Source organism: Pseudomonas sp. H3_E04 (assembly GCF_054668915.1).
Window position 1 is genome coordinate 5385595 of sequence record NZ_CP162797.1, and the last position, 22777, is coordinate 5408371.

Sequence of the window (22777 nt, forward strand, 5' to 3'; positions counted from 1 at the left end):
GCAGAAGCAGCGACAAGCTTCTAGCTGCAAGCGGCAAGAAAAAGCCCGCCGGTGAGTGATCATCGGCGGGCTTTTTTATTTGAGAACGCTGCAATTAAAACTGTGGGAGCGAGCCTGCTCGCGAAAGCTTTATCTCATTCAACATCTTTGCAAGCTGATCCACCGCTTTCGCGAGCAGGCTCGCTCCCACAGGGGTCAGTGTTTGGGGGGATATTCGCGGTGCATCTGCTCGAGCAACGCATCCTTGTCCAGCCACAGCTGATTGATCCAGCCCTGAAACTGCAAACGGTACTCGCCGTCCTGGTCGTAGTTCTTGCCGATGAAGGCCGGCGGAATTTTGATCTCTTCAAAATGCACCACCACATCGCGCACCTTGCCGCAGAGCAAGTCCCAGAACCCCGGACGCCCGGCCGGGTAATGAATCGTCACGTTGACGATCGATTCCAGCTGTTCGCCCATTGCGTCGAGCACAAAAGCGATTCCGCCTGCCTTGGGCTTGAGCAGGTATTTGAACGGTGATTGCTGTTGCGCATGCTTGCCTTCGGTGAAGCGTGTGCCTTCGACGAAGTTGAAAATCCCTACCGGGTTATGACGAAACTTCGCACAGGTCTTGCGCGTGGTCTCCAGGTCCTTGCCTTTCTTCTCCGGGTGTTTTTCCAGGTACGCCTTGGAGTAGCGCTTCATGAACGGAAAGCCCAGCGCCCACCAGGCCAAGCCAATCACCGGCACCCAGATCAGCTCCTGCTTGAGGAAGAACTTCAGCGGTTGAATCTTGCGGTTGAGCACATATTGCAGCACCAGGATATCCACCCAGCTCTGGTGGTTGCTGGTGATCAGGTACGAGTGCTGATAGTCGAGACCTTGCAGGCCGCTGACGTGCCAGCGGGTGCGTCGAACCAGGTTCATCCAGCCTTTGTTGTTGCTGATCCACGCCTCGTGGGTGTGGCTCATCAGCCAACCGGCAATGCGCTGGGTCACGGCAAACGGCAGGGCCTTGACCAGCGCCACGCAGAACAGGAACGAGCACAGCAGAATCGTGTTGAGCGCCAACAGCAGCGAGGCGATCACGCCGCGCACGGGTGCGGGTAGAAAATCCAGCATTTACACATCCATAGGTCGGTTGGCGGCTTGAATCGCGGTGAGCGCGATGGTGTAGACGATGTCATCGACTTGCGCGCCGCGCGGCAGGTCGTTCACCGGTTTGCGCAGGCCTTGCAGCATCGGCCCGAGGCTGACGCAATCGGCGCTGCGTTGTACGGCTTTGTGCGTGGTGTTGCCGGTGTTCAGATCGGGGAACACGAACACTGTGGCGCGCCCGGCGACCTGACTGTTCGGCGCCAGTTGCCGGGCGACGTCAGCGTTGGCGGCGGCGTCGTATTGCAACGGGCCGTCGATCAACAGCGAATTTTGTTGCTCGTGAGCCAGCAGAGTCGCCTCGCGGACTTTCTCGACCTCTTCACCGCGCGCCGATTCGCCGCTGGAGTAGCTGATCATCGCCACCCGTGGGGTGATGCCGAATGCGGCCGCCGAGTCAGCGCTTTGCAGGGCGATCTCTGCCAGTTCGGCAGCGCTCGGGTGCGGGTTCATCACGCAGTCGCCGTAGACCAGCACTTCTTCCGGAAAGAGCATGAAGAACACCGACGACACCAGCGTGCAGCCCGGTGCGGTCTTGATCAGTTGCAGGGCGGGGCGGATGGTATTGGCGGTGGTGTTGATCACACCCGAAACCAAGCCGTCGACCTCATCCAGCGCCAGCATCATGGTACCTATCACCACCGTGTCTTCCAGTTGCTGCTCGGCCATCGGTGCGTTGAGGCTTTTGCTCTTGCGCAGAGCCACCATCGGTTCGACGTAGCGTTCGCGGATGTGGTCCGGGTCGAGAATCTCCAGCCCCGGCGGCAACACGATGCCTTGGGCGCGGGCGACCGCTTCGACGTCTTCCGGTTTGGCCAACAGCACGCAGCGGGCGATCCCGCGTTCCTGACAGATCGCCGCCGCTTGCACGGTGAACGGCTCGCTGCCTTCGGGCAGCACGATGCGCTTGTTCGCCGCTTGCGCGCGCTGGATCAATTGATAACGGAATACCGCCGGTGACAGGCGCATCTCCCGTGGCGTGCCGCAGCGCTGGTGCAGCCAGTTGGCGTCGAGGTGGCTGGCGACGAAATCGGTGATGATCTCCGCGCGCTCGCGGTCATCGATGGGGATTTCCTTGTTCAGGCCATTGAGCAGGTTGGCGGTGTCGTACGAGCCGGTGCTCACCGACAACACCGGCAAACCGGCCTGCAACGCGCCTCGGCACAGGTCCATGATGCGCGGGTCGGGCAGCGTATCGCTGGTCAGCAGCAGGCCGGCCAGCGGCACGCCGTTGATCGCCGCAAGGCTGACGGCGAGGATGATGTCGTCGCGATCACCCGGCGTCACCACCAGCACGCCGGGTTTGAGCAGCTCGACGGTGTTGCGCATGGTCCGCGCGCAAATGATGATTTTGCTCATGCGCCGGGTTTCGTAGTCGCCCGCGTTGAGCACTTGTGCGCCCATCAGGTCGGCGACGTCGCGGGTGCGCGGCGCGTTGAGTTCCGGCTGAAACGGGATGCAGCCGAGCAGGCGGAAATCACCGCTGCGCAGCAACGGCGAATGCTCCTTCAGACGCGTGGCGAAGGCGTCCATGCTCTCGTCGGTCTTGACCTTGTTGAGGATCACCCCGAGGACCTTCGGATCCTTCGGGCCGCCGAACAATTGTGCCTGCAGCTCAACCCGCCCAGAGAGTTCGGCGAGCACTTCGTTTTCCGGCGCCGAGACCAGAATCACCTCGGCATCCAGACTCTTGGCCAAGTGCAGATTGACCCGTGCGGCGTAACTGGCGCTGCGGGTCGGCACCATGCCCTCGACCACCAGCACATCCTTGCCGACGGCCGCTTGCTGATACAGGGCGATGATTTCTTCGAGCAGTTCGTCGAGCTGACCGTCGCCGAGCATGCGTTCGACGTGCGCCAGGCCCAGCGGTTGCGGTGGTTTCAGGCCGTGGGTGCGGGCCACCAGTTCGGTGGAACGCTCAGGGCCAGTGTCGCCCGGATGTGGCTGGGCGATCGGTTTGAAGAAGCCGACTTTCAGCCCGGCGCGTTCAAGCGTGCGCACCAGCCCGAGGCTGATGGAGGTCAGACCCACGCCAAAATCGGTGGGGGCGATAAAAAAAGTTTGCATGGGAATTCTCTATGCAAGGGTGTCAGCCTATGTCTGGCCGACTACCGAAATTCAGTCGCCAAGGTTAGCGCTAACCGAGCCTTGTGCACACCAACCGCAGGCAAAGGGTTGACCTGTTTTTTCAATACGTTGCGCCGGATCCAGAACCCAGGCGCGGGTTTGCCACGGCGGCTGATGGCGCAGGTGCTGGGTGTGGCCACAGGAAAGCTCGACCACCCAATGGCCATCTTCGTCCTGATGAAAGCCGGTGATGGTCGAAACCCGTTTGTCCGGGTTGTGGTCGCTTTCACGCGATTGCTTCGCTAAACTTGGCCTTTCTATATTCTTATGCAAAAGGTCTCGCCCCATGCTGATCGCCGCCAATAAGGCTGTCTCCATCGACTATACCCTGACCAACGACGCTGGTGAGGTCATCGACAGCTCCGCCGGCGGCGCTCCGCTGGTTTACCTGCAAGGCGCAGGCAACATCATCCCGGGCCTGGAAAAAGCCCTCGAAGGCAAAGCCGTTGGCGACGAGCTCCAGGTCGCCGTTGAGCCGGAAGACGCTTACGGCGAATACGCCGCCGAGCTGGTCAGCACCCTGAGCCGCAGCATGTTCGAAGGTGTAGACGAGCTGGAAGTCGGCATGCAGTTCCACGCTTCGGCGCCGGACGGCCAGATGCAGATCGTCACCATCCGTGACCTGGACGGCGACGACGTCACCGTTGATGGCAACCACCCATTGGCCGGTCAGCGCCTGAACTTCCAAGTGAAGATCGTTGATATCCGTGACGCCAGCCAGGAAGAAATCGCTCATGGTCACGTCCACGGCGAAGGTGGCCATCACCACTGATTTTCTGCGCTAAGCTTCGAGTACTGGAGAGGCGCCTGTGGGCGCCTTTTTAGTCCGCGGCTGTCCTTGGTGGCCTCGCCAAGTGGCTGTTTCGAGTAGAACACGAGAATCCTGGAGTTCGGCATGAGTGCTTTTCACGACCTTAAGTTGACCGCCCTGGATGGTCAGGAGCTACCGCTGGCGCCGTTCAAGGGCCAAGTCGTGCTGGTGGTCAACGTGGCCTCCAAATGCGGCTTGACCCCCCAGTACGCGGCACTGGAAAACCTCTACCAGCAATACAAGGCCAAAGGCTTCACTGTGCTGGGCCTGCCGTGCAACCAGTTTGCCGGTCAGGAGCCAGGCTCGGAGAAAGAAATCCAGGAGTTCTGCAGCCTCAATTATGGCGTGACGTTTCCGTTGGCGAGCAAGCTCGAAGTCAACGGCCACGAACGGCATCAGTTGTATCGCCTGCTGGCGGGCGAGGGCGCCGAGTTTCCCGGCGACATCACCTGGAATTTCGAGAAGTTTCTGCTCGGCAAGGACGGCCGCGTGCTGGCACGGTTCTCGCCGCGTACGGCGCCGGATGATCCGACCATCGTGCATGCGATTGAAAAAGCGCTGAGCTGAAAAGCAACATCAAAAGATCGCAGCCTTCGGCAGCTCCTACAGGGGGACCACAAATTCCGTGTAGGAGCTGCCGAAGGCTGCGATCTTTTGCTTTTCATTCTTTTAATCCTTAATCACCAAAATCAATAATGCTGTTCAAAGGCTCCGGCTCTCCATATTATCGCCGTCATAAAGCAATCGCCGTGGAGCCTCTCGATGCCTGTTCAAGCCCTGTTCAAACCGTTTCACCTCGGTGCCCTCGAACTGCCGACTCGAGTGGTCATGGCACCAATGACCCGCTCGTTCTCGCCGGGCGGCGTGCCGAATTCCAAAGTCATTGAGTACTATCGCCGTCGGGCGGCCGCTGGCGTTGGTCTGATCATCACCGAAGGCACCACGGTCGACCACATCGCGTCCAATGGCTATCCAAACGTGCCGCAGTTTTTCGGTGAAGCGCCACTCGCCGGCTGGAAAAAAGTTGTCGACGCCGTGCACGCCGAAGGCGGCAAGATCGTCCCGCAACTGTGGCATGTCGGCAGCGTACGTCGCCTCGGCACCGAGCCGGACGCCAGCGTGCCGGGCTACGGTCCGTCGGAAAAACTCAAGGACGGTCAGGTCGTGGTTCACGGCATGACCAAACAGGACATCCAGGACGTGATTGCTGCGTTTGCGCAGGCTGCCAAAGATGCGCAAAGCATCGGCATGGACGGCGTAGAAATCCATGGCGCCCACGGTTATCTGGTCGACCAGTTCTTCTGGGAAGGCAGCAACCAGCGCACTGACGAATATGGTGGCAGCCTGGCCAACCGTTCGCGTTTCGCCATCGAATTGATTCAAGCGGTGCGCGCGGCGGTCGGTGAAGGCTTCCCGATCATTTTCCGCTTCTCGCAATGGAAACAGCAGGATTACACCGCGCGTCTGGTGCAAACCCCCGAAGCGCTGGGCGAATTTCTCAAGCCGCTGTCCGACGCTGGCGTGGACATTTTCCACTGCTCGACGCGCCGTTTCTGGGAGCCGGAGTTCGACGGCTCGGATCTGAACCTTGCTGGCTGGACCCGCAAGCTGACCGGCAAACCGACCATCACCGTTGGCAGCGTCGGCCTGGACGGCGAGTTCCTGCAGTTCATGGTCAACACCGACAAGGTCGCGCAACCGGCCAGCCTGGAAAACCTGCTGGAGCGTCTGAACAAAGAGGAATTCGATCTGGTGGCGGTGGGCCGCGCGCTGCTGGTCGATCCGGACTGGGCGCAGAAAGTCCGTGAAGGGCGTGAGCAGGATATTTTGCCGTTCAGTCGTGAGGCGTTGATGACGCTGGTTTAAGCGGCGCCAGTCGACCTTTTCGCGAGCAGGCTCGCTCCTACACTTGGAATGCGGTACCCATGTGAGAGCGAGCCTGCTCGCGAAAGCTGTTTCTATGTAGACGAAAATCTAAGGTTGTGTCTGCGCCCCAGGCACCACCAGCTCCCCCACACAAGCCCCACGCAAATACCCCTCGAACTGCTCGATAATCGCTGCCCAGCCCTGGCGACTGCCATGCTGCCGCGCATTCAGCCTGACGCAGCGCAACCGTTCTTCCTCCTCCAGCAACCACGCCGCCGCTTCACAAAATGCCTGCTCATCGCCGGGCATGGCCGACACGCCGTTGTAGCCATGGCGAATATGCTGCGCCGCCGCTGCCTGGTCATATGCCACCACGCCAAGTCCCGAAGCCAGGGCTTCCAGCACCACATTGCCGAAAGTTTCGGTGAGGCTGGGAAAGACAAAAAGATCCCCGGAGGCATAGTGTGCTGCCAGCGTTTCCCCACGCTGCGCGCCGCAGAAGATCGCTTCCGGCAATTCTTTTTCCAGCGCCGAACGCTGCGGACCATCTCCTACCACGATCAGCTTCAGATGGCGCTGTGGATAAGTTTCCCGCAGGGTTTCAAAGCAGCGTTTGAGCAAGCCAAGATTCTTCTCCGGGGCGAGCCTTCCTACGTGGATGACCGCGATATCCGTATCAGAGAGTCCCCATTGCTCACGCAACTGGCTCTGACGTTTGCTTGGATGAAACAACTGGCTGTCCACACCCCGCGACAACAGCGCCAGGCGCTCGAAGTGCCGCCGCTCCAGCTCCAGCCGCTGACTGATACTCGGCACCAAGGTCATTGCCGAACGATTGTGAAACCAGCGCAGGTAATGGGTGAGCATCCGCGTCAGCAGGCCGAGGCCGTACTGGCTGGTGTATTGCTGGAAGTTGGTGTGAAAACCGCTCACCACCGCAATCCCCAGGCGCCGTGCCGCACGTAATGCCGATAACCCGAGCGGGCCTTCCGTGGCGATGTACAGCACATCCGGGCGCTGCCGTTTCCAACGGCGCAGCAGCTTATGCATTGACGATTGGCCCCATTGCAACCCCGAATAGCCGGGTAATGGCCATCCGCGACACAACAGCAGCGCTTCATCTTCGCTGCGTAGCGGATCGCCCGCCTGGCGCGGGCGCACCAGCTCCACTTGATGCCCTCGCGCGCGCAAACCCTCGCACAAGCGGCCAAGGGTATTGGCCACGCCGTTGATTTCCGGTGGGAAGGTTTCGCTGATGAGGGTGATGTGTAGAGCTGTCGTCATGACTTCAGTGTCGGCTGAAGCCATGTCGACGTTGTGACATCCGGATGATGGATTTGTGACGCGATCAGTGTTGTATCACCAGATTTTCGGCGCCACGTTCGCGCACCCAGAACAATGTCGCCCCGGCTACCGCCGCCGGCATCATCAGGATGTTGACCACCGGTATCAGCAACATCAGATAGACGATCCCGCCAAAACTCATGCTCTGCCAGCGCTTCTGCCGCAGCCAGGCGAGCATTTCGTTCCAGCCCAGTTTGTGGTTGTCCGCCGGGTAGTCGATGTACTGGATCGCCATCATCCATACGCCAAACAGCAGCCACAGCGGCGCGGCGACGATGTTTACTACCGGGATAAACGAAAGAATAAACAGACCTATCGCACGCGGCAGGAAGTAGCCGAGCTTGCGCATTTCCCGGGAAAGGGTGCGTGGGATCATCGCGATCAGTTCGCCCCAACTGAACGCCGGGAAATCATCGGTACCGCGCACCACCACTTCGACTTTTTCCGCGAGGAAGCCGTTGAACGGTGCGGCAATGATGTTGGCGAGCATGGTGAAGGTGAAAAACACCATCAGCGCTACCAGCACTACAAACAGTGGCCACAGGATATAGCTGAGGAAACTCAGCCATTCAGGCAACGACGGCATCAGTGTGTCGACCCACAGGCTGAACTGGTGGCCGGCCAGATAGATCAATCCGACGAACAGCACCAGGTTGATTGCCAGCGGCAACAACACGAACAGGCGCAGGCCTGGGCTCAAGACCAGTTTCAGGCCTTCGCGCAGGTATTGCGGGCCAGACAGAACAGGGGCGGGCATAAGGTGCTCCGAAGCAAGGGAAAACGCGCCGACGTTACCGGCTTTGCCACAGTGGCGAAAGCGCGGCAGAGCAATCGACATTCACTGTAACAAAGCGGTCTATGTCGTCAGCGTCTCGGCATAGAGACCACCTATGAGCTGGATTGTTAAACCGTATTTCCTTAATCTTGCCCCCCTCGATACGCTGCACCCAACTTTTTACAGGACTGTCGAGTTCAAGCCTTCCCCAAGGTGTCCACGGTCCTTTTTTATTCCGCCGGCCGTCCGGCGTCCGCGCCAGATTTTTCATGGCCGGCCAACAGGAGCAGATTCATGTCTGAAGTCCGTCATTCGCGAGTGATCATTCTCGGTTCCGGCCCCGCCGGCTACAGCGCTGCGGTCTATGCGGCCCGCGCCAACCTCAAGCCACTGCTGATCACTGGCATGCAGGCTGGCGGTCAACTGACTACCACCACCGAAGTCGACAACTGGCCGGGCGATGTCCACGGCCTGACCGGTCCGGTGCTGATGGAGCGCATGCGTGAGCACGCCGAGCGTTTCGAGACCGAGATCGTCTTCGATCACATCAACGCCGTGGACTTCGCTGCCAAGCCGTACACCCTGACCGGCGACAGCGCCGTTTACACCTGCGATGCGCTGATCATCGCTACCGGCGCCAGTGCGCGTTACCTGGGCCTGCCTTCTGAAGAAGCGTTCATGGGCAAAGGCGTATCGGCCTGCGCGACCTGCGACGGTTTCTTCTACCGCAACAAGCCGGTCGCCGTGGTTGGCGGCGGCAACACCGCTGTCGAAGAAGCGCTGTACCTGGCCAACATCGCCAGCACCGTGACTTTGATCCACCGTCGCGAAACCTTCCGCGCCGAGAAGATCCTGATCGACAAGCTCAACGCCCGTGTGGCCGAAGGCAAGATCATCCTGAAGTTGAACGCCAACCTGGACGAAGTCCTCGGCGACAACATGGGCGTGACCGGTGCGCGTCTGCGCAACAACGATGGCAGCTTCGACGAAATCAAAGTCGACGGCGTGTTCATCGCCATCGGCCACACCCCGAACACTTCGCTGTTCGAAGGCCAGTTGACCCTGAAAGACGGTTACCTGGTTGTGCAAGGCGGCCGTGAAGGCAACGCGACGGCCACCAGCGTAGAAGGCATCTTCGCTGCCGGTGACGTGGCTGACCACGTTTATCGTCAGGCCATCACCTCGGCCGGCGCCGGTTGCATGGCGGCACTCGACACCGAGCGTTACCTCGACGGCCTGCAGAACGCCACGTTCTAAGACCGCAGGGCATAAAAAAACCGGCCAGATTGGCCGGTTTTTTTGTGCCCGAGATTCGCAGTCGCCACGCATTCAGTATGGGAGCGAGCCTGTTGCGAAAGTGGTCTATCAATCGACATCAACGTTGAATGTCAGTCCGTCTTCGCGAGCAGGCCCGCTCCCATAGGGGTTATGTGGGGCTGTCGGGATCAGCGGCGGGTCAGGGGTTGTGCGTCGAACTTTACGCCGGCCAGGCCGTGCTTGATCAACGCGCGAATATTGCCGTGATCGCTGCCTTCGGGGGTCGCCAGCACCGAGCGGTAATGCTCGCCGAACGCCAGCAGCGCTTCTTCATCGCTCAAGCCTTCCAGCAGGGCCAGACCCAGCGTCTTGCACGAACCTTCGTTCTGCCCGGCAGCATTTTCCACGCCGCCGTTGTTGAACGCTTGAGGCTCGTAGTCGTAACCGGAGGCGATGAACGCCAGGGTATCGGCGAAAGCGTGTTCGCCGCTTTTGAGGCTGGCGCGCAGGGTGTTCAGATCAGTCATTGGGCTTTCCTTTGGCAAACGCTGCTTGCTGCTCGGCGCTGGCTTCTTGCTGGTATTGGGCTTTCCACTCGGCGTAGGGCATGCCGTACACCACTTCGCGGGCGTCATCGAGGCTGACCTCGATCTGGCGTTGGTCGGCTTCGGCCTTGTACCACTTCGACAGGCAGTTGCGGCAGAACCCGGCGAGGTTCATCAGGTCGATGTTCTGCACGTCCTTGCGGCTGTCGAGGTGAGCAACCAGTCGGCGGAAGGCGGCCGCTTCGAGTTCCAGGCGTTGTTGATCAGTCATGGGGGTCTCTGCGAGACAGCTTCAAGCGGCAAGCTTCAAGCTGCAAGATGGATCGGAGTCGGCTGTTAGCTTACCGTTTGAAGCTTGAAGCTTGAAGCTTGAAGCTTGAAGCTTGAAGCTCAGCGGTTTGCCGCGAGCGTGATCGATACCGACTCGGCGAAGCGCAGCGCGTGGGGCTTGTCGACTTCGACTTCGGCATACAGCACCGATGCATTGGTCATCACCAGGTCGAGCAATTCCTGCGTCAGGCGTTCGAGCAGCGCGAAGCGGTTGCCCTCGACATGAGCGATGATCGCTTTGGTGATAGTGCGGTAATTCAGCGCGTGGTCGATATCGTTATCGCGCACCGCTTCTTGAGCCGCGTACAGGATGGTCAGGTTGATCAGGACGTCCTGCTTGTTGAGGATTTCATCCTCGTTGATGCCGATAAAGGTGCGCAGGCGCAGATCCTTGACCCGGATGCGCGCCATTCCCGGTTGAAGTTGTGGCATTGATTTGCTCCGTCCAGTCTATTGCAGGCGTTCTGGTGGATCTTACTCGACTCGCGGCCGAAGCGGGACGGCCTATTTGACGTGCCGGCCGCCGTTGACGGTCAGGGTTGTGCCAGTGACATAAGGATTGTCGAGCAGATAGCGCAGGCTCTGGTAGATCACTTCGCTGCCGGGTTCGATGCCCAGCGCGGATTTGGCCAGCGCCTTGATGCGGTAAGCCGCGTCATCGTCGGGGTTGAACAACAGCAGCGCCGGAGCGATGCCGTTGACCTTGATGGCGGGGGCCAAGCGCGCGGCAAACGACAGGGTCAGGCTGTCGAGCCCGGCCTTGCTGGCGCAATAGCCGATGTGCTTGCTGCTGCCTTTGCGGGTGACGTCGTCGCTGATATGGATGATGTCGGCTGGCGCCGAGCGCTGCAGCAACTCGGCGCAGTGCAGGTTGATCAGGTAAGGCGCGAGCATGTGAATGTTGAACATGCGATTGAAGGCTTGTGCTTCGCTGCCCTGGGTTTCCGCCAGCCATTCGGAGGCGTTGTGCACGATGGCGCGCAAACTGTCGGTGTGCGCTTTCAGTGAATCAATGAAGGCCAGTATTCCTGTCTCGCTGGAAAAGTCGGCGAACAGCGCTGTCGCGCCAAGATCGCGAAGGGCCTGCACGCCCGGTCGCTCGGTGCGGTAAGTGAAAATCAGCGGGTGGCCGTCCTCGATCAAGCGCTGCGCGCAGTGCAAACCGACACGCTGGCCGGCGCCGGTGATGAGGATCGGGGCTGCGGAATCTGGCATGGGCGGCTCGCATCGCGGTTGAAGCGAAAACTATAACAGGCTCGCCGCCCGCTGCAGATCAGCGATTGTGCGCCGACGGTGTGGTCGCCAGTGGCCGCGTCGGCGTGCTGTTCAACCAGTTCGCCAGCAGACGCGTCGACAACGGTATAAAGAAATACACCATCAGCGGTGTCAGGCACGCCGTGCCGATCAATATGCGTGGCAACAGGCTCAACTCAGCGAGCAGCGGGCCGAGGACAAAGTTGAAAATCAGCGACACCGGAAAAAACGCCAGCCAGATCGCCACGGCCTGTTTCCAGCGCGGCGGGCGTTGGCCGGCAGCACCGAACCAGCCTTCAATGCCGCTGACCCGGTGTTCTTTCGGATGTTCGAACAGGTCGCTGCCACGGTTCAGCCAGGCGGTACGCGACGCCGAGTACTCCCACGCATGCAGCGTCTGCTCATCGACGAAGCGGAAGATAATCTGGAATTCGTTGTCACCGGGCGGTGGCGCGAGGACGCCGGAGCCGAGGTAGCCGGGAAAATCGGTGGCCAATTGTTCGCCTTCGCGCAGCCAGGCGATCAGATCGTGATAGCGGCCATCGGCGACGCGACGCGCTACCATGAGCGTGACGGGGGAAGTAGACATTTTGTATCTCCGTATTTCGAGTGCGTCGTTCCGGGTAAGAGCTTCGCCTGACGCAGGCCGGGGTAGAGGCCTGCGCTTTACAACAAGCAAGGATTATTCCTGATTTTGATGATTAAACCGACCACTTTCCTCGTAGATCACCACTTGTAGGTTTCCAGTCCATCATGTTTAAAATGGGATCCAATGAACCGACATGGAAGTTGACCGCCAGATGCCTGTAAACACGGACGCTCGCCCGGCTTCAACAGTACTCGGCACGATCGAGCGCGAAGAGCTGTTCCCCATTCGCGAGGTGGCGCGGTTGACCGGTGTCAACCCGGTGACTCTGCGTGCCTGGGAACGCCGCTACGGATTGATCGAGCCGACCCGCACTGAAAGCGGGCATCGTCTGTACTCGATGAACGATATCGAGCGCGTTCGCAGCATTGTCGACTGGATCGATCGCGGCGTGGCTGTAAGTAAAGTCGGCAAGATCCTGGCGAAGACAGAACCTTTGAAGGTGCTGGCCAATTTTATTCCCGATGACCATGTGCAGGCCGATTACAAGCAATGGCAGGAGCAGATTCAGCAGGCAGTGAGTTCGTTCGACGATCAGCAACTGGATCGCGTCTACGGGCAGATTTTCTCGTCGTACACGCTGCCGGTCGTGTTCGAAGCCATCATCATGCCGTTGTGGCGGCAACTGCTCCAGCGTCAGGACGCCTTCGGGCAAACCAGCGAATGGTTGTTTTTCGATGGTTTTCTCAGAGCGCGCGTATTGCAGCGCATTGTCATGCTGCGTGGCGCGCAACCGCGTCGAATAATCGTCAGTGCACTCGCCGGCCAGTGTCGTGAGCTTGAATTACTGGTGGCGGCGCTGTTTCTCAGCGGCAACGATTCCGGTGTACGGGTGCTGACCACCGGCCAACCCTTCGACGAACTGACGCTGGTCTGCGAAAAAGTCAAACCTGAGGCGCTTGTGCTGTTTTCCAACCATGCCCCAGGGCCGGAACTGCCCCGGCGCCTTAATCGCCTGGCAATGAGCCTGGATTGTCAGTTGATGCTGGCCGGGGATGCAGCAGATTTGGCTGAGGACAGCCTGGCCGGCTCATCGGTGGCCTGTCTCGGTAACGAGGGCGCGACCATGCGTCAACGCATGAAGCAATTCATGGCAGGCAAACTGGATACCTGAAACTCAGGCGTGCAGGGCGGGGTGGGTGAGGCGATGCTGCTGCAGGATGAACTGGCGCAGGCGCTCGGTTTCGTCGGCATCGGTCTGGCTCAGTTCGTAAGCGAAGAAACCTTGCTCGGTTTCCCGTTCGAAATGGCCGCGCAGGGAAATCCGCTCATAACCGGAAGGGCTGAACCACAGGGCGAAATGTTTTGGTGGCTTGGTCTTGTTGCGCACTTCCAGCAATACGCCTTTGTGCGACACCTCGTGCACCCACAGGGTGCCGGGCTGGCCTTTGGCATTTTCCAGTGCCACTGGCTCGTCAAGCACCAGACGCCACGGGCGCACCATCGGGCCGTCTTCGTAAATGCTCGGTACACCGAGACGCAGATGCAGCGCATGGAACTCGTCTTCCACCAGATGCAGCGGAAAGGTCATCTGCTGATTTTCGAAATTGGCCTGGATCGTCACTTGTTCATGAGCAGCCAGACGTGTCAGCAGATCACGGATCTGCGAACCGCCATTAACCAGCAGACTCGACGTCGCATCCCGCACGTTCAGTTGCGGGTTGTGCTGCATGGTCTGGATGAAATCCAGCTCGTCCTGGGTGAGGAGGGCGTCGCGCTGCATGGCTAACTCGAAGTGAATAGTTACAAAGTCATTGGTGATTGTAGTTAATGACCATCAGTTCGCGGTTTTGTTTGCGCCGTTCGTCGCTTTCAACGCCGCAAGCTCGCTTTGCAGCGCCGCCACTTGCGCTTCCAGCTGTGCAACTCGCTGCTGCGCCTTGACCTGAACCGTCACATCTTTTTGCACACCGATGAAATAAGTCTGCCCGTCATCGGCATTTTTTACCGTCGACAGTGACAATTCGTTCCAGAACGGCGTGCCATCCTTGCGATAGTTGCGCAGGATTTCCCGGCAGGAACCGCCTTCACGCAATGTCTCGCGAATCAGCTGCAGACTTTGCTGATCGCGGTCTCCCGCCTGCAGGAAGCGACAGTCCTGGTAGAGAATTTCCTCACTGCTGTAGCCGGTCAGCCGTTCAAAAGCGGGGTTGGCGTAAATAAGGATGTTGTCCTGCTCACCTTCTTTTTCAGCGACCACGATCCCATCGTTTGATGCGTTGATCACCATTTGCAGCAGACTGGCGTTGATCATCCGAGAATCCCTTCCATTGTGTCAGTGGCAGGCATTCTAGAAGAAAGCCGCAGACTGTCTACAGGCCAGCAGCTTCCATTGAGAGCCAATCGCAACTTCGTGGCGTGGGCTGTTACTATCGCGGCTCTTTTTTTCCAGTTTCAGGATCAGATTGATGAAAGTCGCCATCCTCTCAGGTTCAGTCTACGGCACCGCCGAAGAAGTCGCCCGCCACGCCCAGAACCTGTTGAAAGCCGCCGGCTTTGAAACCTTCTATAACTCGCGTGCGGCGCTGGCCGATATTCAGGCGTTCGGTCCCGAGTCCCTTCTCGCTGTGACTTCGACCACTGGCATGGGCGAGCTGCCGGACAACCTGCAACCGTTGTATTCCAGCCTGCGCGATCAATTGCCCGCTACCTTGCGCGGCTTGCCGGGAGCTGTGATTGCCCTCGGCGATGCCAGCTACGGCGACACCTTTTGTGGCGGCGGCGAGCAGATGCGGGAATTGTTTGCCGAACTGGGTGTAAAGGAGGTGCAGGAAATGTTGCGCATCGACGCCAGCGAAAGCGTCACGCCGGAAACCGATGCCGAGCCGTGGCTGGCGCAACTGATCGAAGCGCTCAAGGGCTGATCAACCAACGATATCGCTGCACCTGGGCAAGCGCCGTTGCGTTGGGAGCGACTCAGGCTGTTTGCCTGACTGACTCGTTCAGTCATCAAGCTGGCTGCCAATGCAACTACGCGATGCCCTGCGCCTGACTAGACTGCTGACACGAGCAGAACAAGAAGAACGCAGAGGTGCATACAGTGAGCGTAGCCCCCGTCCAATCGTCGCCGAATGTCAAAGACCAGGTCAGCGCTGCCGAGTGGCAGACCCGTGTCGATCTTGCCGCCTGTTATCGCCTGGTCGCGCTGCACGGTTGGGACGATCTGATCTTCACGCATATCTCGGCCAAGGTGCCCGGCACCGAAGATTTCCTGATCAATCCGTTTGGCCTGATGTTCCATGAGATCACCGCCTCAAGCCTGGTGAAGGTCGATCAGGCCGGCAACAAACTCATGGACAGCCCGTACGAAATCAACCCCGCCGGCTACACCATCCACAGCGCCGTTCACGAGGTTCGCCACGATGTGGTTTGCGTGCTGCACACGCATACCGCGCCGGGTGTTGCGGTGTCGGCGCAAAAGCAGGGGGTGTTGCCGATCAGTCAGCAATCACTGTTCGTGTTGTCGAGCCTGGCCTATCACGCCTATGAAGGTGTGGCACTGAACCATGAAGAAAAGGCGCGCCTGCAAGCCGATCTCGGTGACAACAGTTTCCTCATGCTGCACAACCACGGTCTGCTGACCTGTGGTGGCACCATTGCCGATACCTTTCTGATGATGTTCACCTTCCAGCGAGCCTGCGATATCCAGGTCATGGCGCAGACTGGAGGGGCGGAACTGATCGCCATCGAACCGCAGATTCTCGCCGGCGCCAAGGCAATGATTGCCGGCGTCACCAAGAGCGCGCAGGGCATGGGCGGCGCGCTGGCGTGGCCGGCGCTGCTGCGCAAACTCGATCTCCAGGATCCGGGGTATAAATTCTAATGCCACTCGCCGAGATTCCCCTGTGTATCTGGCGCAAGCGCAGCCGGAGCTTTGTTTTTCGTGGCCAGACGATCCATTACTGGGTAGCGGGACAGGGTGAGCCGCTGTTGCTGATTCACGGTTTCCCCACTGCCAGTTGGGATTGGCACTACCTGTGGCAGCCGTTGGCGCAGCGTTATCAGGTGATCGCCTGCGACATGCTTGGCTTCGGCGATTCGGCAAAACCGCGCAACCACACCTACAGCCTGTTGGAACAGGCCGATCTGCAACAGGCGCTGCTCGCCCATCTGCAGATCGAACAAGCGGTGCACATTCTTGCCCACGACTATGGCGACAGCGTCGCTCAGGAACTGCTCGCGCGGCACTACGAACAGCGCATCGAGGTCGCCAGTTGCGTGTTCCTCAACGGCGGTCTGTTTCCGGAAACCCACCGGCCGTTACTGATGCAGAAATTGCTGCTCAGCCCGATTGGCTGGCTGCTTGGCCGCGCCTTCAGCCGAGAGGCGTTGGTCAAAGGTTTCCGGGAGATCTTCGGCCCGCAGACCCAGCCGAGCGAAAGCGAACTGGATGATTACTGGAGTCTGGTCGACAGCAACCATGGCCCGCGCATCCTGCACAAACTGATCACCTACATCCCCGAACGCCGGGTGCAGCGCGACCGTTGGGTGGCGGCCATGCAGCGTGGCGACGTTCCTCTGCGGGTCATCGACGGCGCGGTCGATCCGATTTCCGGGGTACACATGGTCGAGCGTTATCGCGAACTCATCCCTGATGCGGACACCGTTTTGTTGCCGGGTATTGGCCACTACCCGCAAACCGAAGCGCCGGTGCAGGTGCTCAAGCACTACCTGGCGTTTCGTGATCGTCTGGTATTGCCTCCGCGCAAAGTGGCGTACTCCTGATTTCGCCGGAAACACTCACTCTCGGCGCTTTACAGTCTCGACCATCCCCCAACCTTATCGCACACCATTCAGCCCCAGCCGTGTTCGTTGTGACCCAAAGCGTCGTGCCTGACACTCGGGAGCATTAACCCTTGGCCTGCTGGAGTTGCTGCGATGAATGAACCCGTGCGTTTCGAAGATAAAGTCGTGATTGTCACCGGCGCCGGTGGCGGCCTCGGGCGTGCCCATGCGCTGTTGTTCGCCAGACAGGGCGCGAAGGTGCTGGTCAACGATCTCGGCGGCTCGACACAGGGCGAGGGCGCCAACGCCTCGGCTGCCGACCGCGTGGTGGCGGAAATTCGCGGGGCCGGCGGTATTGCCCAAGCCAACCATGACTCGGTCACCGATGGCGACAAACTGGTGCAGAACGCTCTCGATGCTTTCGGCCGCGTGGATGTGGTGGTGAACAACGCCGGGATCCTGCGCGACAAGTCGTTTCACAAAATGGACGATGCCGACTGGGATCTGGTCTACCGCGTCCACGTTGAAGGCGCCTACAAGGTTACCCGTGCCGCCTGGCCGCATCTGCGCGAACAAAACTATGGCCGGGTGATTTTCACAGCGTCGACTTCGGGCATTTACGGCAATTTCGGCCAGTCCAACTACGGCATGGCCAAACTCGGGCTGTACGGGTTGACCCGAACGCTGGCGATCGAGGGCCGCAAGAACAACATTCTGGTCAACGCCATCGCCCCAACTGGCGGCACGCGCATGACCGAAGGTCTGATCCCGCCGCAGGTATTCGAGCAACTGAAGCCGGAACTGGTCAGTCCGTTGGTAGTGTATCTGGGCAGCGAGCAATGTCAGGAAACGTCCGGCCTGTTCGAGGTTGGTGGCGGCTGGATGGGCAAGGTGCGCTGGGAACGCAGCCTCGGTGCCGGCTTCGATCCGCGCGAGGGATTCTCGCCAGAGGATGTGGCGGCGCACTGGCAGCAGATTTGTGATTTCGAAGGGGCGGCGCATCCGAAGGACAATATTGAAGCATTGAAGGAAATGATGGCGAATTTGCAGAAGTATTCGATTTGAAGTTAACGGAGCCACCAGCCCTCGCGGCGGGTGGCTCCAGTTTTCAAATGTATTTTTTTTCTGTCATGAACTTGGGCGGCTTCCAGTTAGGTCCTTTGATAGCAAGGCCCTTTTCTCCCTCCAGCAAAACTCCTGCAGCGAAGAGCCGAGAGTACGATGCTTCCAGGGTCCCATACTCGTCGATCAGGTCTCGATTGTGGCGTCTGATCATCATGTCCAGATGTGGCGTTGCCTGAAGTAACGCGAACACCGTGACTATGTCATCCAGAGGTTCATTTTTAACGATCATCTCAACGGTGCTCACTGCCACATCTCCTTCAGCAATTTCTGGTAATCACGTTCTTCCTGCTCCGTTGCAGCAGCCAGTGCTTCGGGCGTGTAGAGAAGTGCGGGATCGTCTTTCAACTGGAAATCTTCCAACGTTGCCGTATGCACGTTATTCCAGATCGGTGACCCGATCTCTGGCATCTCGGTATCACCAAAGCCTAAAGCTCTGAATCTTTCGAACTCCCTTATCTCGTGAGTGTAGAAACGTTTGTCAGTGTCGGAAGCTTCGAGTTCTCCACGAGCGATTCGCTCCAGGCGATCAAGCATTACGTCATTGGCAGCTGATTGCGGAAACTTTGAAATGTGTAACTTCACGATGTCCGTTCCTTCCGATGAAACAGCGGCTGTTGCCCACTGCAAATCTGATATTTCATCTCCAATCTCGTCAGGGTTGAAACTACGCCCGCTGTGCTTCCCCTCTTCGGTCGCCCCTTCATAAGGACTACTGAACACCACATAAAGCGGCTCAATCTCCGAATCAGCCGGAAACACGATGATGAATCGATCCCAGCCTTCAATCAGAATCGGGTTCAGATCCAGCCGCCCTTCAACCGGAACAACGGAGGCGCCGGAATAGGCGGGCGAACCGGTATCCACTATTGGCAAAGCGGTCGATTGGTCGCCCTGCGAGATTGCCGGCGTCCATGTCAGCAAGTCGGTAGGCGAGTCCGATAGTGCGACCTTGTATACGTCGTTGAGCAAATCGTATGCGGCATTGAGGACCAGCACACTTGAGCGAATATGGAAGTCATCACTCGTAGCGACGAACACTTGCGTGCCAGCCCCGAGTCGCCTGACGCCTAGCCCGACCTGCATCTCCAAACTACCCTGCCGGTCCGCGATTTCACGTAGCGTCTCGGCCGGCTCGGACGACAACTCGGCCAGTGGAACGCTCATGGCGAAGCGTTCGCTGTTGCCCAGAGGTGACGGCATCAATAGCGCTGCGAACCCCATCAGTACTGGACTGCCGAACAGCGCCGTGCCCGTCGCTGTCAGGGTCGCTTTTGCGGTGCGTAGCGCATTGAGTATTCCCGCCGAGATAGCCGGGCTGAGCGGGACGGCTGTCGAAACGAAAGAAACGGCCGGGCCGTTGCTGGCCATTGCTCCAGAGGACGGAAAGACATGCTTCCTGTCCTGCTGTAACCGACGCTGTTCTGCCGCATGGGCCAGCGCCGTTGCTTCAGCTTTGGCTCGTGCCTCGGCCTGGGCGATTTTCAACTTAGCCAGCCGCTCTTTCTCCCGAGCTTCAGCCTCGGCATTAAGGCGCGCGGTCTCAGCCGCCAATCGAGCCTGTTCGGCATCCCGACGCTGTTTCTCTGCCAACGCGGCCAGAAGCGCCTGTTCGCGTGCGCGGATTTCTTCCTGCTCCCGGCGCACCGCTTCGGCAATGTCACGCTGGCGCTGTTGCTCCGCGGCAATGCGGGCACGTTCTGCAGCTTGGCGTTGCGCCTCTGCCGCTGCCGCCTGTGCCTGATCCTGATCCTGAGCTTGTACGGTGGCCAGCCAATTGAGTACGCCAGCCTGTTGCTGGTTGAGCAGCGCCAATGTCTGGCCTTCGTGGGCGGCCCGAAAGGACTCGCTCCACAACGCTCTGCTGCGGACCGCTGCGCCCTGCGCGCGCCGATTGGCCGATGCCTGATTCAGGTAATCCTTGAAGGTTTTTCCCAGTGGATCGCTGCCATAAAAGCGGTTGGCGATGGCAGTCTGCCGTTGAAACTCGGCGCTCTTGCGTTGAATCAAGGTGTTCCTGACGCCAACTTCGCGGGCCAGTGCTGCGGCAGGTGGCAGAGGATTGGTCGGTCCTTCCAGCCTGGTCGCCGCCAGTTCGACCTCAATGGTTTGTGGAATAGAGGCGGTTCTTGCGTTGAATTCCTGTTCCACGGCGACTTGCGTTTCATGCATCAATTCACGCGTCTGCGGATTGGCGCCGGCAGGGCCGAACATGCCGCTGTAGGAGTAATTCATGTCGCGTTCTTTGAATGGTTCGAAGCCATCAGGACCGAACTCCCTGATATGTACTGGATCCAGTTCCAACGGTGGAGGCTTTGGCATATTCATGTCCTTTTGAATGTGCGTTTTCACTCGCTCGAAAAGTGCGCACGGGTGGCGATGACATCCGTGTCACCAGCGAATGGTTGAGGTGTTTCAAGTTACCTCAGAGTGGCGGTTATCAAATCCGAGAAGCCCGTCAGTAACAGGGCGTTATATCGAAAGGGTTTTCGCTGGTTTTTATCGATGCAGAGGGAATTCGTCCGAGCGTCGAAGAAATGTCTGACGCGCTGATCGCAAGCGTTGCCGAACCGCTATCCAGCCTTTTTGAACGCCCATAAAAAAGGCCGCTGCAAACGCAGCGGCCAAGGTAAGACGTTGGATCAAGGAGCTACAAATCAACGTCAGTGAACAGCGGTGCGATAAACCGAAAACACCGATTTATCTGAAATCTTTAACCAATCGCCTGCGCATTCAGCGTAGCGGGCTTGGCGCTTTCCGGCGTGTGCCGGGAGAGCGCGCTCAGAATACGGGCTTGCGCCTGTAGGAAAAATACCGATTCCAGACATGCACTGTTACGGGGCGCGCAACAGTGGCGTGCACATGCATGGCGCTGATGATGCGCCATCCAGCCAGTCCATGGGCCGCTCCAGGTCCCGTCGTACAAGGCCATTCATCCTTTCGAGCGACATCGCAAATACCTCCTTGGTGCGCTTATCGCTCGCACCGCCCGGCAGTAGGGTGGGGCCTTCTGTCACTCACCGGGGAAGACGCATGACAAAAACAACAATGCGCGCCATCTTCACACCGCAGGCGCTGGCCGCTGCGGTGGCTATGGGTTGCTGCGCCCAGGCGCACGCGGTCGCCTTCAACATCGGCGAAATCGAAGGCACCTTCGACTCGTCACTTTCGGTCGGCGCGAGCTGGGGGCTGCGCGATGCCGACAGTTCGCTGGTGGGCACGGTCAATGGCGGCAGCGGACAATCGTCCACCGGTGATGACGGGCGCCTGAATTTCAAGAAGGGCGAGACCTTCTCGAAGATCTTCAAGGGCATTCACGACCTTGAACTGAAGTACGGCGATACCGGCGTGTTCGTTCGGGGCAAATACTGGTACGACTTCGAACTCAAGGACGAAGACCGCGAGTTCAAGCAGATCAGCGACAGCGGCCGCAAAGAGGGCGCCAAGTCTTCCGGCGCGCAGATCCTCGATGCCTTCGTCTATCAGAACTACGCCATCGCCGATTTGCCCGGCACGGTGCGGGCCGGCAAGCAGGTGGTGAGCTGGGGTGAGAGTACTTTCATCGGCAACTCGATCAACAGCATCAACCCGGTCGACGTCTCGGCATTTCGCCGTCCCGGTGCGGAGATCAAGGAAGGCCTGATTCCGGTGAACATGCTGTTTGGTTCGCAGAGCCTGACTGACAAACTTTCCGTCGAAGGCTTTTACCAACTGGAGTGGGACCAGACCGTCCTCGACAACTGCGGCACCTTCTTTGGCGTCGACGTCGCGGCGGACGGCTGCAACAACGGCTACACCGTCGGCAGTCCGGCGGTGGCGCCATTGGTGCCGCTGACCACCGCGTTCGGCCAAGGCATTCAGGTCACACGCGAAGGCGTGGTGATTCCCCGTGGCGGCGATCGCGATGCGCGCGATTCCGGGCAGTGGGGCACGGCGTTGCGCTGGCTCGGCGAAGACACCGAATACGGCCTCTACTTCATGAACTACCACAGCCGTACGCCGACGGTCGGCACCACGACGGCGGGGCTGTCGACACTGGCGGCATTGCCAGGCATGGTCGGCATTGCCAACGGCCTCGCGCCTGGCAGCGGCGCAGGTCTGGCGCAAAGCGTGATGCTCGGGCGCGGTCAGTACTACCTCGAATACCCGGAAGACATTCGTCTGTACGGCGCGAGTTTCTCCACCACTCTGCCCACCGGCACCGCGTGGACCGGCGAGATCAGCTATCGGCCGAACGCACCGGTACAGGTCAACACCAACGACCTGACCCTGGCGCTGGTCAATCCGATCGCCGGTGGCACCGCATCGCCACTTGCGACCTCGCCGGGTGCTGATAACAAAGGCTACCGGCGCAAGGAAGTCACGCAGGTCCAGAGCACGCTCACGCACTTCTTTGACCAGGTGCTGGGCGCCGAACGCCTGACCGTGGTCGGCGAAGCGGCGGTGGTGCATGTCGGTGGTCTGGAGTCACGCAGTGAGCTGCGTTACGGTCGTGATTCGGTCTATGGCCAATATGGTTTCGGCGGCGATACCGACGGCTTCGTCACATCGACTTCGTGGGGCTATCGCGCCCGGGCGATTCTCGACTACGCCAACGTTATCGGCGGGATCAACCTCAAGCCCAACCTGTCGTGGTCGCATGACGTCGCCGGTTACGGCCCCAACGGTCTGTTCAACGAAGGTGCGAAAGCCATCAGCTTCGGCGTCGATGCCGACTACCGCAACACCTACACCGCGAGCCTGAGTTACACCGACTTTTTCGGTGGCGATTACAACGTCCTCGAAGACCGTGACTTCGTGGCCCTGAGCTTCGGCGTGAACTTCTGATCTGCCCGAGAAGG

The 22777-nt window shown here is 59.4% G+C and carries 24 protein-coding genes; 10 read left to right on the plus strand and 14 right to left on the minus strand.

Annotated features, from left to right (window positions below; translation table 11 throughout):
* Nucleotides 1-195: 195 nt before the first annotated feature.
* Genes AB4N53_RS24195 through AB4N53_RS24205 form a run of 3 tightly spaced genes read right to left on the minus strand, consistent with a single transcriptional unit; the run spans nucleotide 196 to nucleotide 3579 of the window.
* Nucleotides 196-1101 carry an acyltransferase gene (locus AB4N53_RS24195; RefSeq protein WP_460124045.1) on the minus strand — a complete coding sequence of 302 codons (906 nt, stop codon included), beginning with the start codon at nucleotides 1099-1101 and terminating at the stop codon, nucleotides 196-198.
* Nucleotides 1102-3201, minus strand: coding sequence for a phosphate acetyltransferase (gene pta / locus AB4N53_RS24200; protein WP_024011632.1), 2100 nt, complete (start codon nucleotides 3199-3201; stop codon nucleotides 1102-1104).
* Nucleotides 3202-3252: 51 nt separating this feature from the next.
* Nucleotides 3253-3579 (minus strand): DUF3565 domain-containing protein, encoded by a 327-nt coding sequence (locus AB4N53_RS24205; RefSeq protein ID WP_073473919.1) that lies wholly within the window; start codon nucleotides 3577-3579, stop codon nucleotides 3253-3255.
* Between AB4N53_RS24205 and AB4N53_RS24210 the strand changes: the two genes are divergently transcribed.
* The 3 genes from AB4N53_RS24210 to AB4N53_RS24220 all read left to right on the plus strand — a co-directional run bounded on the left by AB4N53_RS24210 (nucleotide 3548) and on the right by AB4N53_RS24220 (nucleotide 5938).
* A complete protein-coding gene (locus AB4N53_RS24210; RefSeq protein ID WP_101159261.1) occupies nucleotides 3548-4033 on the plus strand; it encodes an FKBP-type peptidyl-prolyl cis-trans isomerase in 486 nt (161 codons plus the stop codon). The genes AB4N53_RS24205 and AB4N53_RS24210 overlap by 32 nt on opposite strands.
* Nucleotides 4034-4156: 123 nt before the next feature.
* A complete protein-coding gene (locus tag AB4N53_RS24215) occupies nucleotides 4157-4639 on the plus strand; it encodes a glutathione peroxidase (RefSeq protein WP_252868811.1) in 483 nt (160 codons plus the stop codon).
* Nucleotides 4640-4834: 195 nt separating this feature from the next.
* Nucleotides 4835-5938, plus strand: a complete 1104-nt coding sequence (locus AB4N53_RS24220) for an NADH:flavin oxidoreductase (RefSeq protein ID WP_460124050.1) — start codon at nucleotides 4835-4837, stop codon at nucleotides 5936-5938.
* Nucleotides 5939-6046: 108 nt separating this feature from the next.
* Here AB4N53_RS24220 and AB4N53_RS24225 read toward each other — a convergent pair whose 3' ends face one another.
* Both AB4N53_RS24225 and cysZ read right to left on the minus strand, forming a co-directional pair.
* Entirely contained in the window at nucleotides 6047-7246 is a 1200-nt protein-coding gene (locus tag AB4N53_RS24225; protein WP_460124053.1) for a glycosyltransferase family 4 protein, read from the minus strand.
* Between the two features lie 40 nt (nucleotides 7247-7286).
* Complete coding sequence (gene cysZ / locus AB4N53_RS24230; RefSeq protein WP_460124056.1) at nucleotides 7287-8039, minus strand: sulfate transporter CysZ; 753 nt, start codon at nucleotides 8037-8039, stop codon at nucleotides 7287-7289.
* 312 nt (nucleotides 8040-8351) lie between these two features.
* Here cysZ and trxB point away from each other — a divergent pair, with 312 nt between their 5' ends.
* A complete protein-coding gene (gene trxB, locus AB4N53_RS24235) occupies nucleotides 8352-9314 on the plus strand; it encodes a thioredoxin-disulfide reductase (RefSeq protein WP_016771656.1) in 963 nt (320 codons plus the stop codon).
* A 188-nt stretch (nucleotides 9315-9502) separates the two neighbouring features.
* On the opposite strand, the gene AB4N53_RS24240 is transcribed toward trxB, so the two are convergent.
* The 5 genes from AB4N53_RS24240 to AB4N53_RS24260 form a co-directional block, all read right to left on the minus strand.
* Entirely contained in the window at nucleotides 9503-9841 is a 339-nt protein-coding gene (locus AB4N53_RS24240) for a HopJ type III effector protein (protein WP_460124059.1), read from the minus strand.
* A complete protein-coding gene (locus tag AB4N53_RS24245; protein WP_056782977.1) occupies nucleotides 9834-10130 on the minus strand; it encodes a DUF1244 domain-containing protein in 297 nt (98 codons plus the stop codon). Before AB4N53_RS24245 ends, AB4N53_RS24240 begins: the two co-directional genes overlap by 8 nt.
* A gap of 119 nt (nucleotides 10131-10249) precedes the next feature.
* Complete coding sequence (folX, locus tag AB4N53_RS24250) at nucleotides 10250-10621, minus strand: dihydroneopterin triphosphate 2'-epimerase (protein WP_460124062.1); 372 nt, start codon at nucleotides 10619-10621, stop codon at nucleotides 10250-10252.
* Nucleotides 10622-10693: 72 nt separating this feature from the next.
* Nucleotides 10694-11404 (minus strand): dihydromonapterin reductase, encoded by a 711-nt coding sequence (gene folM / locus AB4N53_RS24255; RefSeq protein WP_460124066.1) that lies wholly within the window; start codon nucleotides 11402-11404, stop codon nucleotides 10694-10696.
* A gap of 58 nt (nucleotides 11405-11462) precedes the next feature.
* Complete coding sequence (locus tag AB4N53_RS24260; protein ID WP_460124069.1) at nucleotides 11463-12032, minus strand: antibiotic biosynthesis monooxygenase; 570 nt, start codon at nucleotides 12030-12032, stop codon at nucleotides 11463-11465.
* A 211-nt stretch (nucleotides 12033-12243) separates the two neighbouring features.
* Between AB4N53_RS24260 and AB4N53_RS24265 the strand changes: the two genes are divergently transcribed.
* On the plus strand, nucleotides 12244-13203 hold the full coding sequence (locus tag AB4N53_RS24265) for a MerR family transcriptional regulator (RefSeq protein WP_460125253.1): 960 nt from the start codon (nucleotides 12244-12246) through the stop codon (nucleotides 13201-13203).
* A 3-nt stretch (nucleotides 13204-13206) separates the two neighbouring features.
* On the opposite strand, the gene AB4N53_RS24270 is transcribed toward AB4N53_RS24265, so the two are convergent.
* Both AB4N53_RS24270 and AB4N53_RS24275 read right to left on the minus strand, forming a co-directional pair.
* Entirely contained in the window at nucleotides 13207-13812 is a 606-nt protein-coding gene (locus AB4N53_RS24270; RefSeq protein ID WP_460124072.1) for a hypothetical protein, read from the minus strand.
* Nucleotides 13813-13866: 54 nt separating this feature from the next.
* Nucleotides 13867-14343, minus strand: coding sequence for a PAS domain-containing protein (locus AB4N53_RS24275; RefSeq protein ID WP_460124075.1), 477 nt, complete (start codon nucleotides 14341-14343; stop codon nucleotides 13867-13869).
* Nucleotides 14344-14497: 154 nt separating this feature from the next.
* Here AB4N53_RS24275 and AB4N53_RS24280 point away from each other — a divergent pair, with 154 nt between their 5' ends.
* From AB4N53_RS24280 to AB4N53_RS24295, 4 genes are all read left to right on the plus strand, one after another.
* Nucleotides 14498-14953 (plus strand): flavodoxin, encoded by a 456-nt coding sequence (locus AB4N53_RS24280; protein ID WP_460124078.1) that lies wholly within the window; start codon nucleotides 14498-14500, stop codon nucleotides 14951-14953.
* A gap of 176 nt (nucleotides 14954-15129) precedes the next feature.
* A complete protein-coding gene (locus AB4N53_RS24285) occupies nucleotides 15130-15912 on the plus strand; it encodes a class II aldolase/adducin family protein (RefSeq protein WP_460124081.1) in 783 nt (260 codons plus the stop codon).
* The gene (locus tag AB4N53_RS24290; RefSeq protein ID WP_460124084.1) at nucleotides 15912-16814 is read left to right on the plus strand and encodes an alpha/beta fold hydrolase; all 903 of its coding nucleotides are present in this window, start codon (nucleotides 15912-15914) and stop codon (nucleotides 16812-16814) included. The genes AB4N53_RS24285 and AB4N53_RS24290 overlap by 1 nt, the downstream gene beginning before the upstream one ends.
* A gap of 153 nt (nucleotides 16815-16967) precedes the next feature.
* Nucleotides 16968-17879 carry an SDR family oxidoreductase gene (locus AB4N53_RS24295; protein WP_460124087.1) on the plus strand — a complete coding sequence of 304 codons (912 nt, stop codon included), beginning with the start codon at nucleotides 16968-16970 and terminating at the stop codon, nucleotides 17877-17879.
* 43 nt (nucleotides 17880-17922) lie between these two features.
* On the opposite strand, the gene AB4N53_RS24300 is transcribed toward AB4N53_RS24295, so the two are convergent.
* Both AB4N53_RS24300 and AB4N53_RS24305 read right to left on the minus strand, forming a co-directional pair.
* Nucleotides 17923-18183 carry a hypothetical protein gene (locus AB4N53_RS24300; protein WP_460124090.1) on the minus strand — a complete coding sequence of 87 codons (261 nt, stop codon included), beginning with the start codon at nucleotides 18181-18183 and terminating at the stop codon, nucleotides 17923-17925.
* Nucleotides 18180-20171, minus strand: a complete 1992-nt coding sequence (locus tag AB4N53_RS24305; RefSeq protein ID WP_460124093.1) for an S-type pyocin domain-containing protein — start codon at nucleotides 20169-20171, stop codon at nucleotides 18180-18182. Before AB4N53_RS24305 ends, AB4N53_RS24300 begins: the two co-directional genes overlap by 4 nt.
* 798 nt (nucleotides 20172-20969) lie before the next feature.
* Between AB4N53_RS24305 and AB4N53_RS24310 the strand changes: the two genes are divergently transcribed.
* A complete protein-coding gene (locus AB4N53_RS24310; protein WP_460124096.1) occupies nucleotides 20970-22763 on the plus strand; it encodes a DUF1302 domain-containing protein in 1794 nt (597 codons plus the stop codon).
* The last annotated feature ends 14 nt before the right edge of the window (nucleotides 22764-22777 follow it).

Excerpts from the sequence above, each read along its gene's own strand:
- AB4N53_RS24195 (WP_460124045.1), bottom strand. The coding sequence starts at position 1,101 with ATGCTGGATTTTCTACCCGCACCCGTGCGCGGCGTGATCGCCTCGCTG.
- pta (WP_024011632.1), bottom strand. The coding sequence starts at position 3,201 with ATGCAAACTTTTTTTATCGCCCCCACCGATTTTGGCGTGGGTCTGACC.
- AB4N53_RS24210 (WP_101159261.1), top strand. The coding sequence starts at position 3,548 with ATGCTGATCGCCGCCAATAAGGCTGTCTCCATCGACTATACCCTGACC.
- AB4N53_RS24205 (WP_073473919.1), bottom strand. The coding sequence starts at position 3,579 with ATGGAGACAGCCTTATTGGCGGCGATCAGCATGGGGCGAGACCTTTTG.
- AB4N53_RS24215 (WP_252868811.1), top strand. The coding sequence starts at position 4,157 with ATGAGTGCTTTTCACGACCTTAAGTTGACCGCCCTGGATGGTCAGGAG.
- AB4N53_RS24220 (WP_460124050.1), top strand. The coding sequence starts at position 4,835 with ATGCCTGTTCAAGCCCTGTTCAAACCGTTTCACCTCGGTGCCCTCGAA.
- AB4N53_RS24225 (WP_460124053.1), bottom strand. The coding sequence starts at position 7,246 with ATGGCTTCAGCCGACACTGAAGTCATGACGACAGCTCTACACATCACC.
- cysZ (WP_460124056.1), bottom strand. The coding sequence starts at position 8,039 with ATGCCCGCCCCTGTTCTGTCTGGCCCGCAATACCTGCGCGAAGGCCTG.
- trxB (WP_016771656.1), top strand. The coding sequence starts at position 8,352 with ATGTCTGAAGTCCGTCATTCGCGAGTGATCATTCTCGGTTCCGGCCCC.
- AB4N53_RS24240 (WP_460124059.1), bottom strand. The coding sequence starts at position 9,841 with ATGACTGATCTGAACACCCTGCGCGCCAGCCTCAAAAGCGGCGAACAC.
- AB4N53_RS24245 (WP_056782977.1), bottom strand. The coding sequence starts at position 10,130 with ATGACTGATCAACAACGCCTGGAACTCGAAGCGGCCGCCTTCCGCCGA.
- folX (WP_460124062.1), bottom strand. The coding sequence starts at position 10,621 with ATGCCACAACTTCAACCGGGAATGGCGCGCATCCGGGTCAAGGATCTG.
- folM (WP_460124066.1), bottom strand. The coding sequence starts at position 11,404 with ATGCCAGATTCCGCAGCCCCGATCCTCATCACCGGCGCCGGCCAGCGT.
- AB4N53_RS24260 (WP_460124069.1), bottom strand. The coding sequence starts at position 12,032 with ATGTCTACTTCCCCCGTCACGCTCATGGTAGCGCGTCGCGTCGCCGAT.
- AB4N53_RS24265 (WP_460125253.1), top strand. The coding sequence starts at position 12,244 with ATGCCTGTAAACACGGACGCTCGCCCGGCTTCAACAGTACTCGGCACG.
- AB4N53_RS24270 (WP_460124072.1), bottom strand. The coding sequence starts at position 13,812 with ATGCAGCGCGACGCCCTCCTCACCCAGGACGAGCTGGATTTCATCCAG.
- AB4N53_RS24275 (WP_460124075.1), bottom strand. The coding sequence starts at position 14,343 with ATGATCAACGCCAGTCTGCTGCAAATGGTGATCAACGCATCAAACGAT.
- AB4N53_RS24280 (WP_460124078.1), top strand. The coding sequence starts at position 14,498 with ATGAAAGTCGCCATCCTCTCAGGTTCAGTCTACGGCACCGCCGAAGAA.
- AB4N53_RS24290 (WP_460124084.1), top strand. The coding sequence starts at position 15,912 with ATGCCACTCGCCGAGATTCCCCTGTGTATCTGGCGCAAGCGCAGCCGG.
- AB4N53_RS24295 (WP_460124087.1), top strand. The coding sequence starts at position 16,968 with ATGAATGAACCCGTGCGTTTCGAAGATAAAGTCGTGATTGTCACCGGC.
- AB4N53_RS24305 (WP_460124093.1), bottom strand. The coding sequence starts at position 20,171 with ATGAATTACTCCTACAGCGGCATGTTCGGCCCTGCCGGCGCCAATCCG.
- AB4N53_RS24310 (WP_460124096.1), top strand. The coding sequence starts at position 20,970 with ATGACAAAAACAACAATGCGCGCCATCTTCACACCGCAGGCGCTGGCC.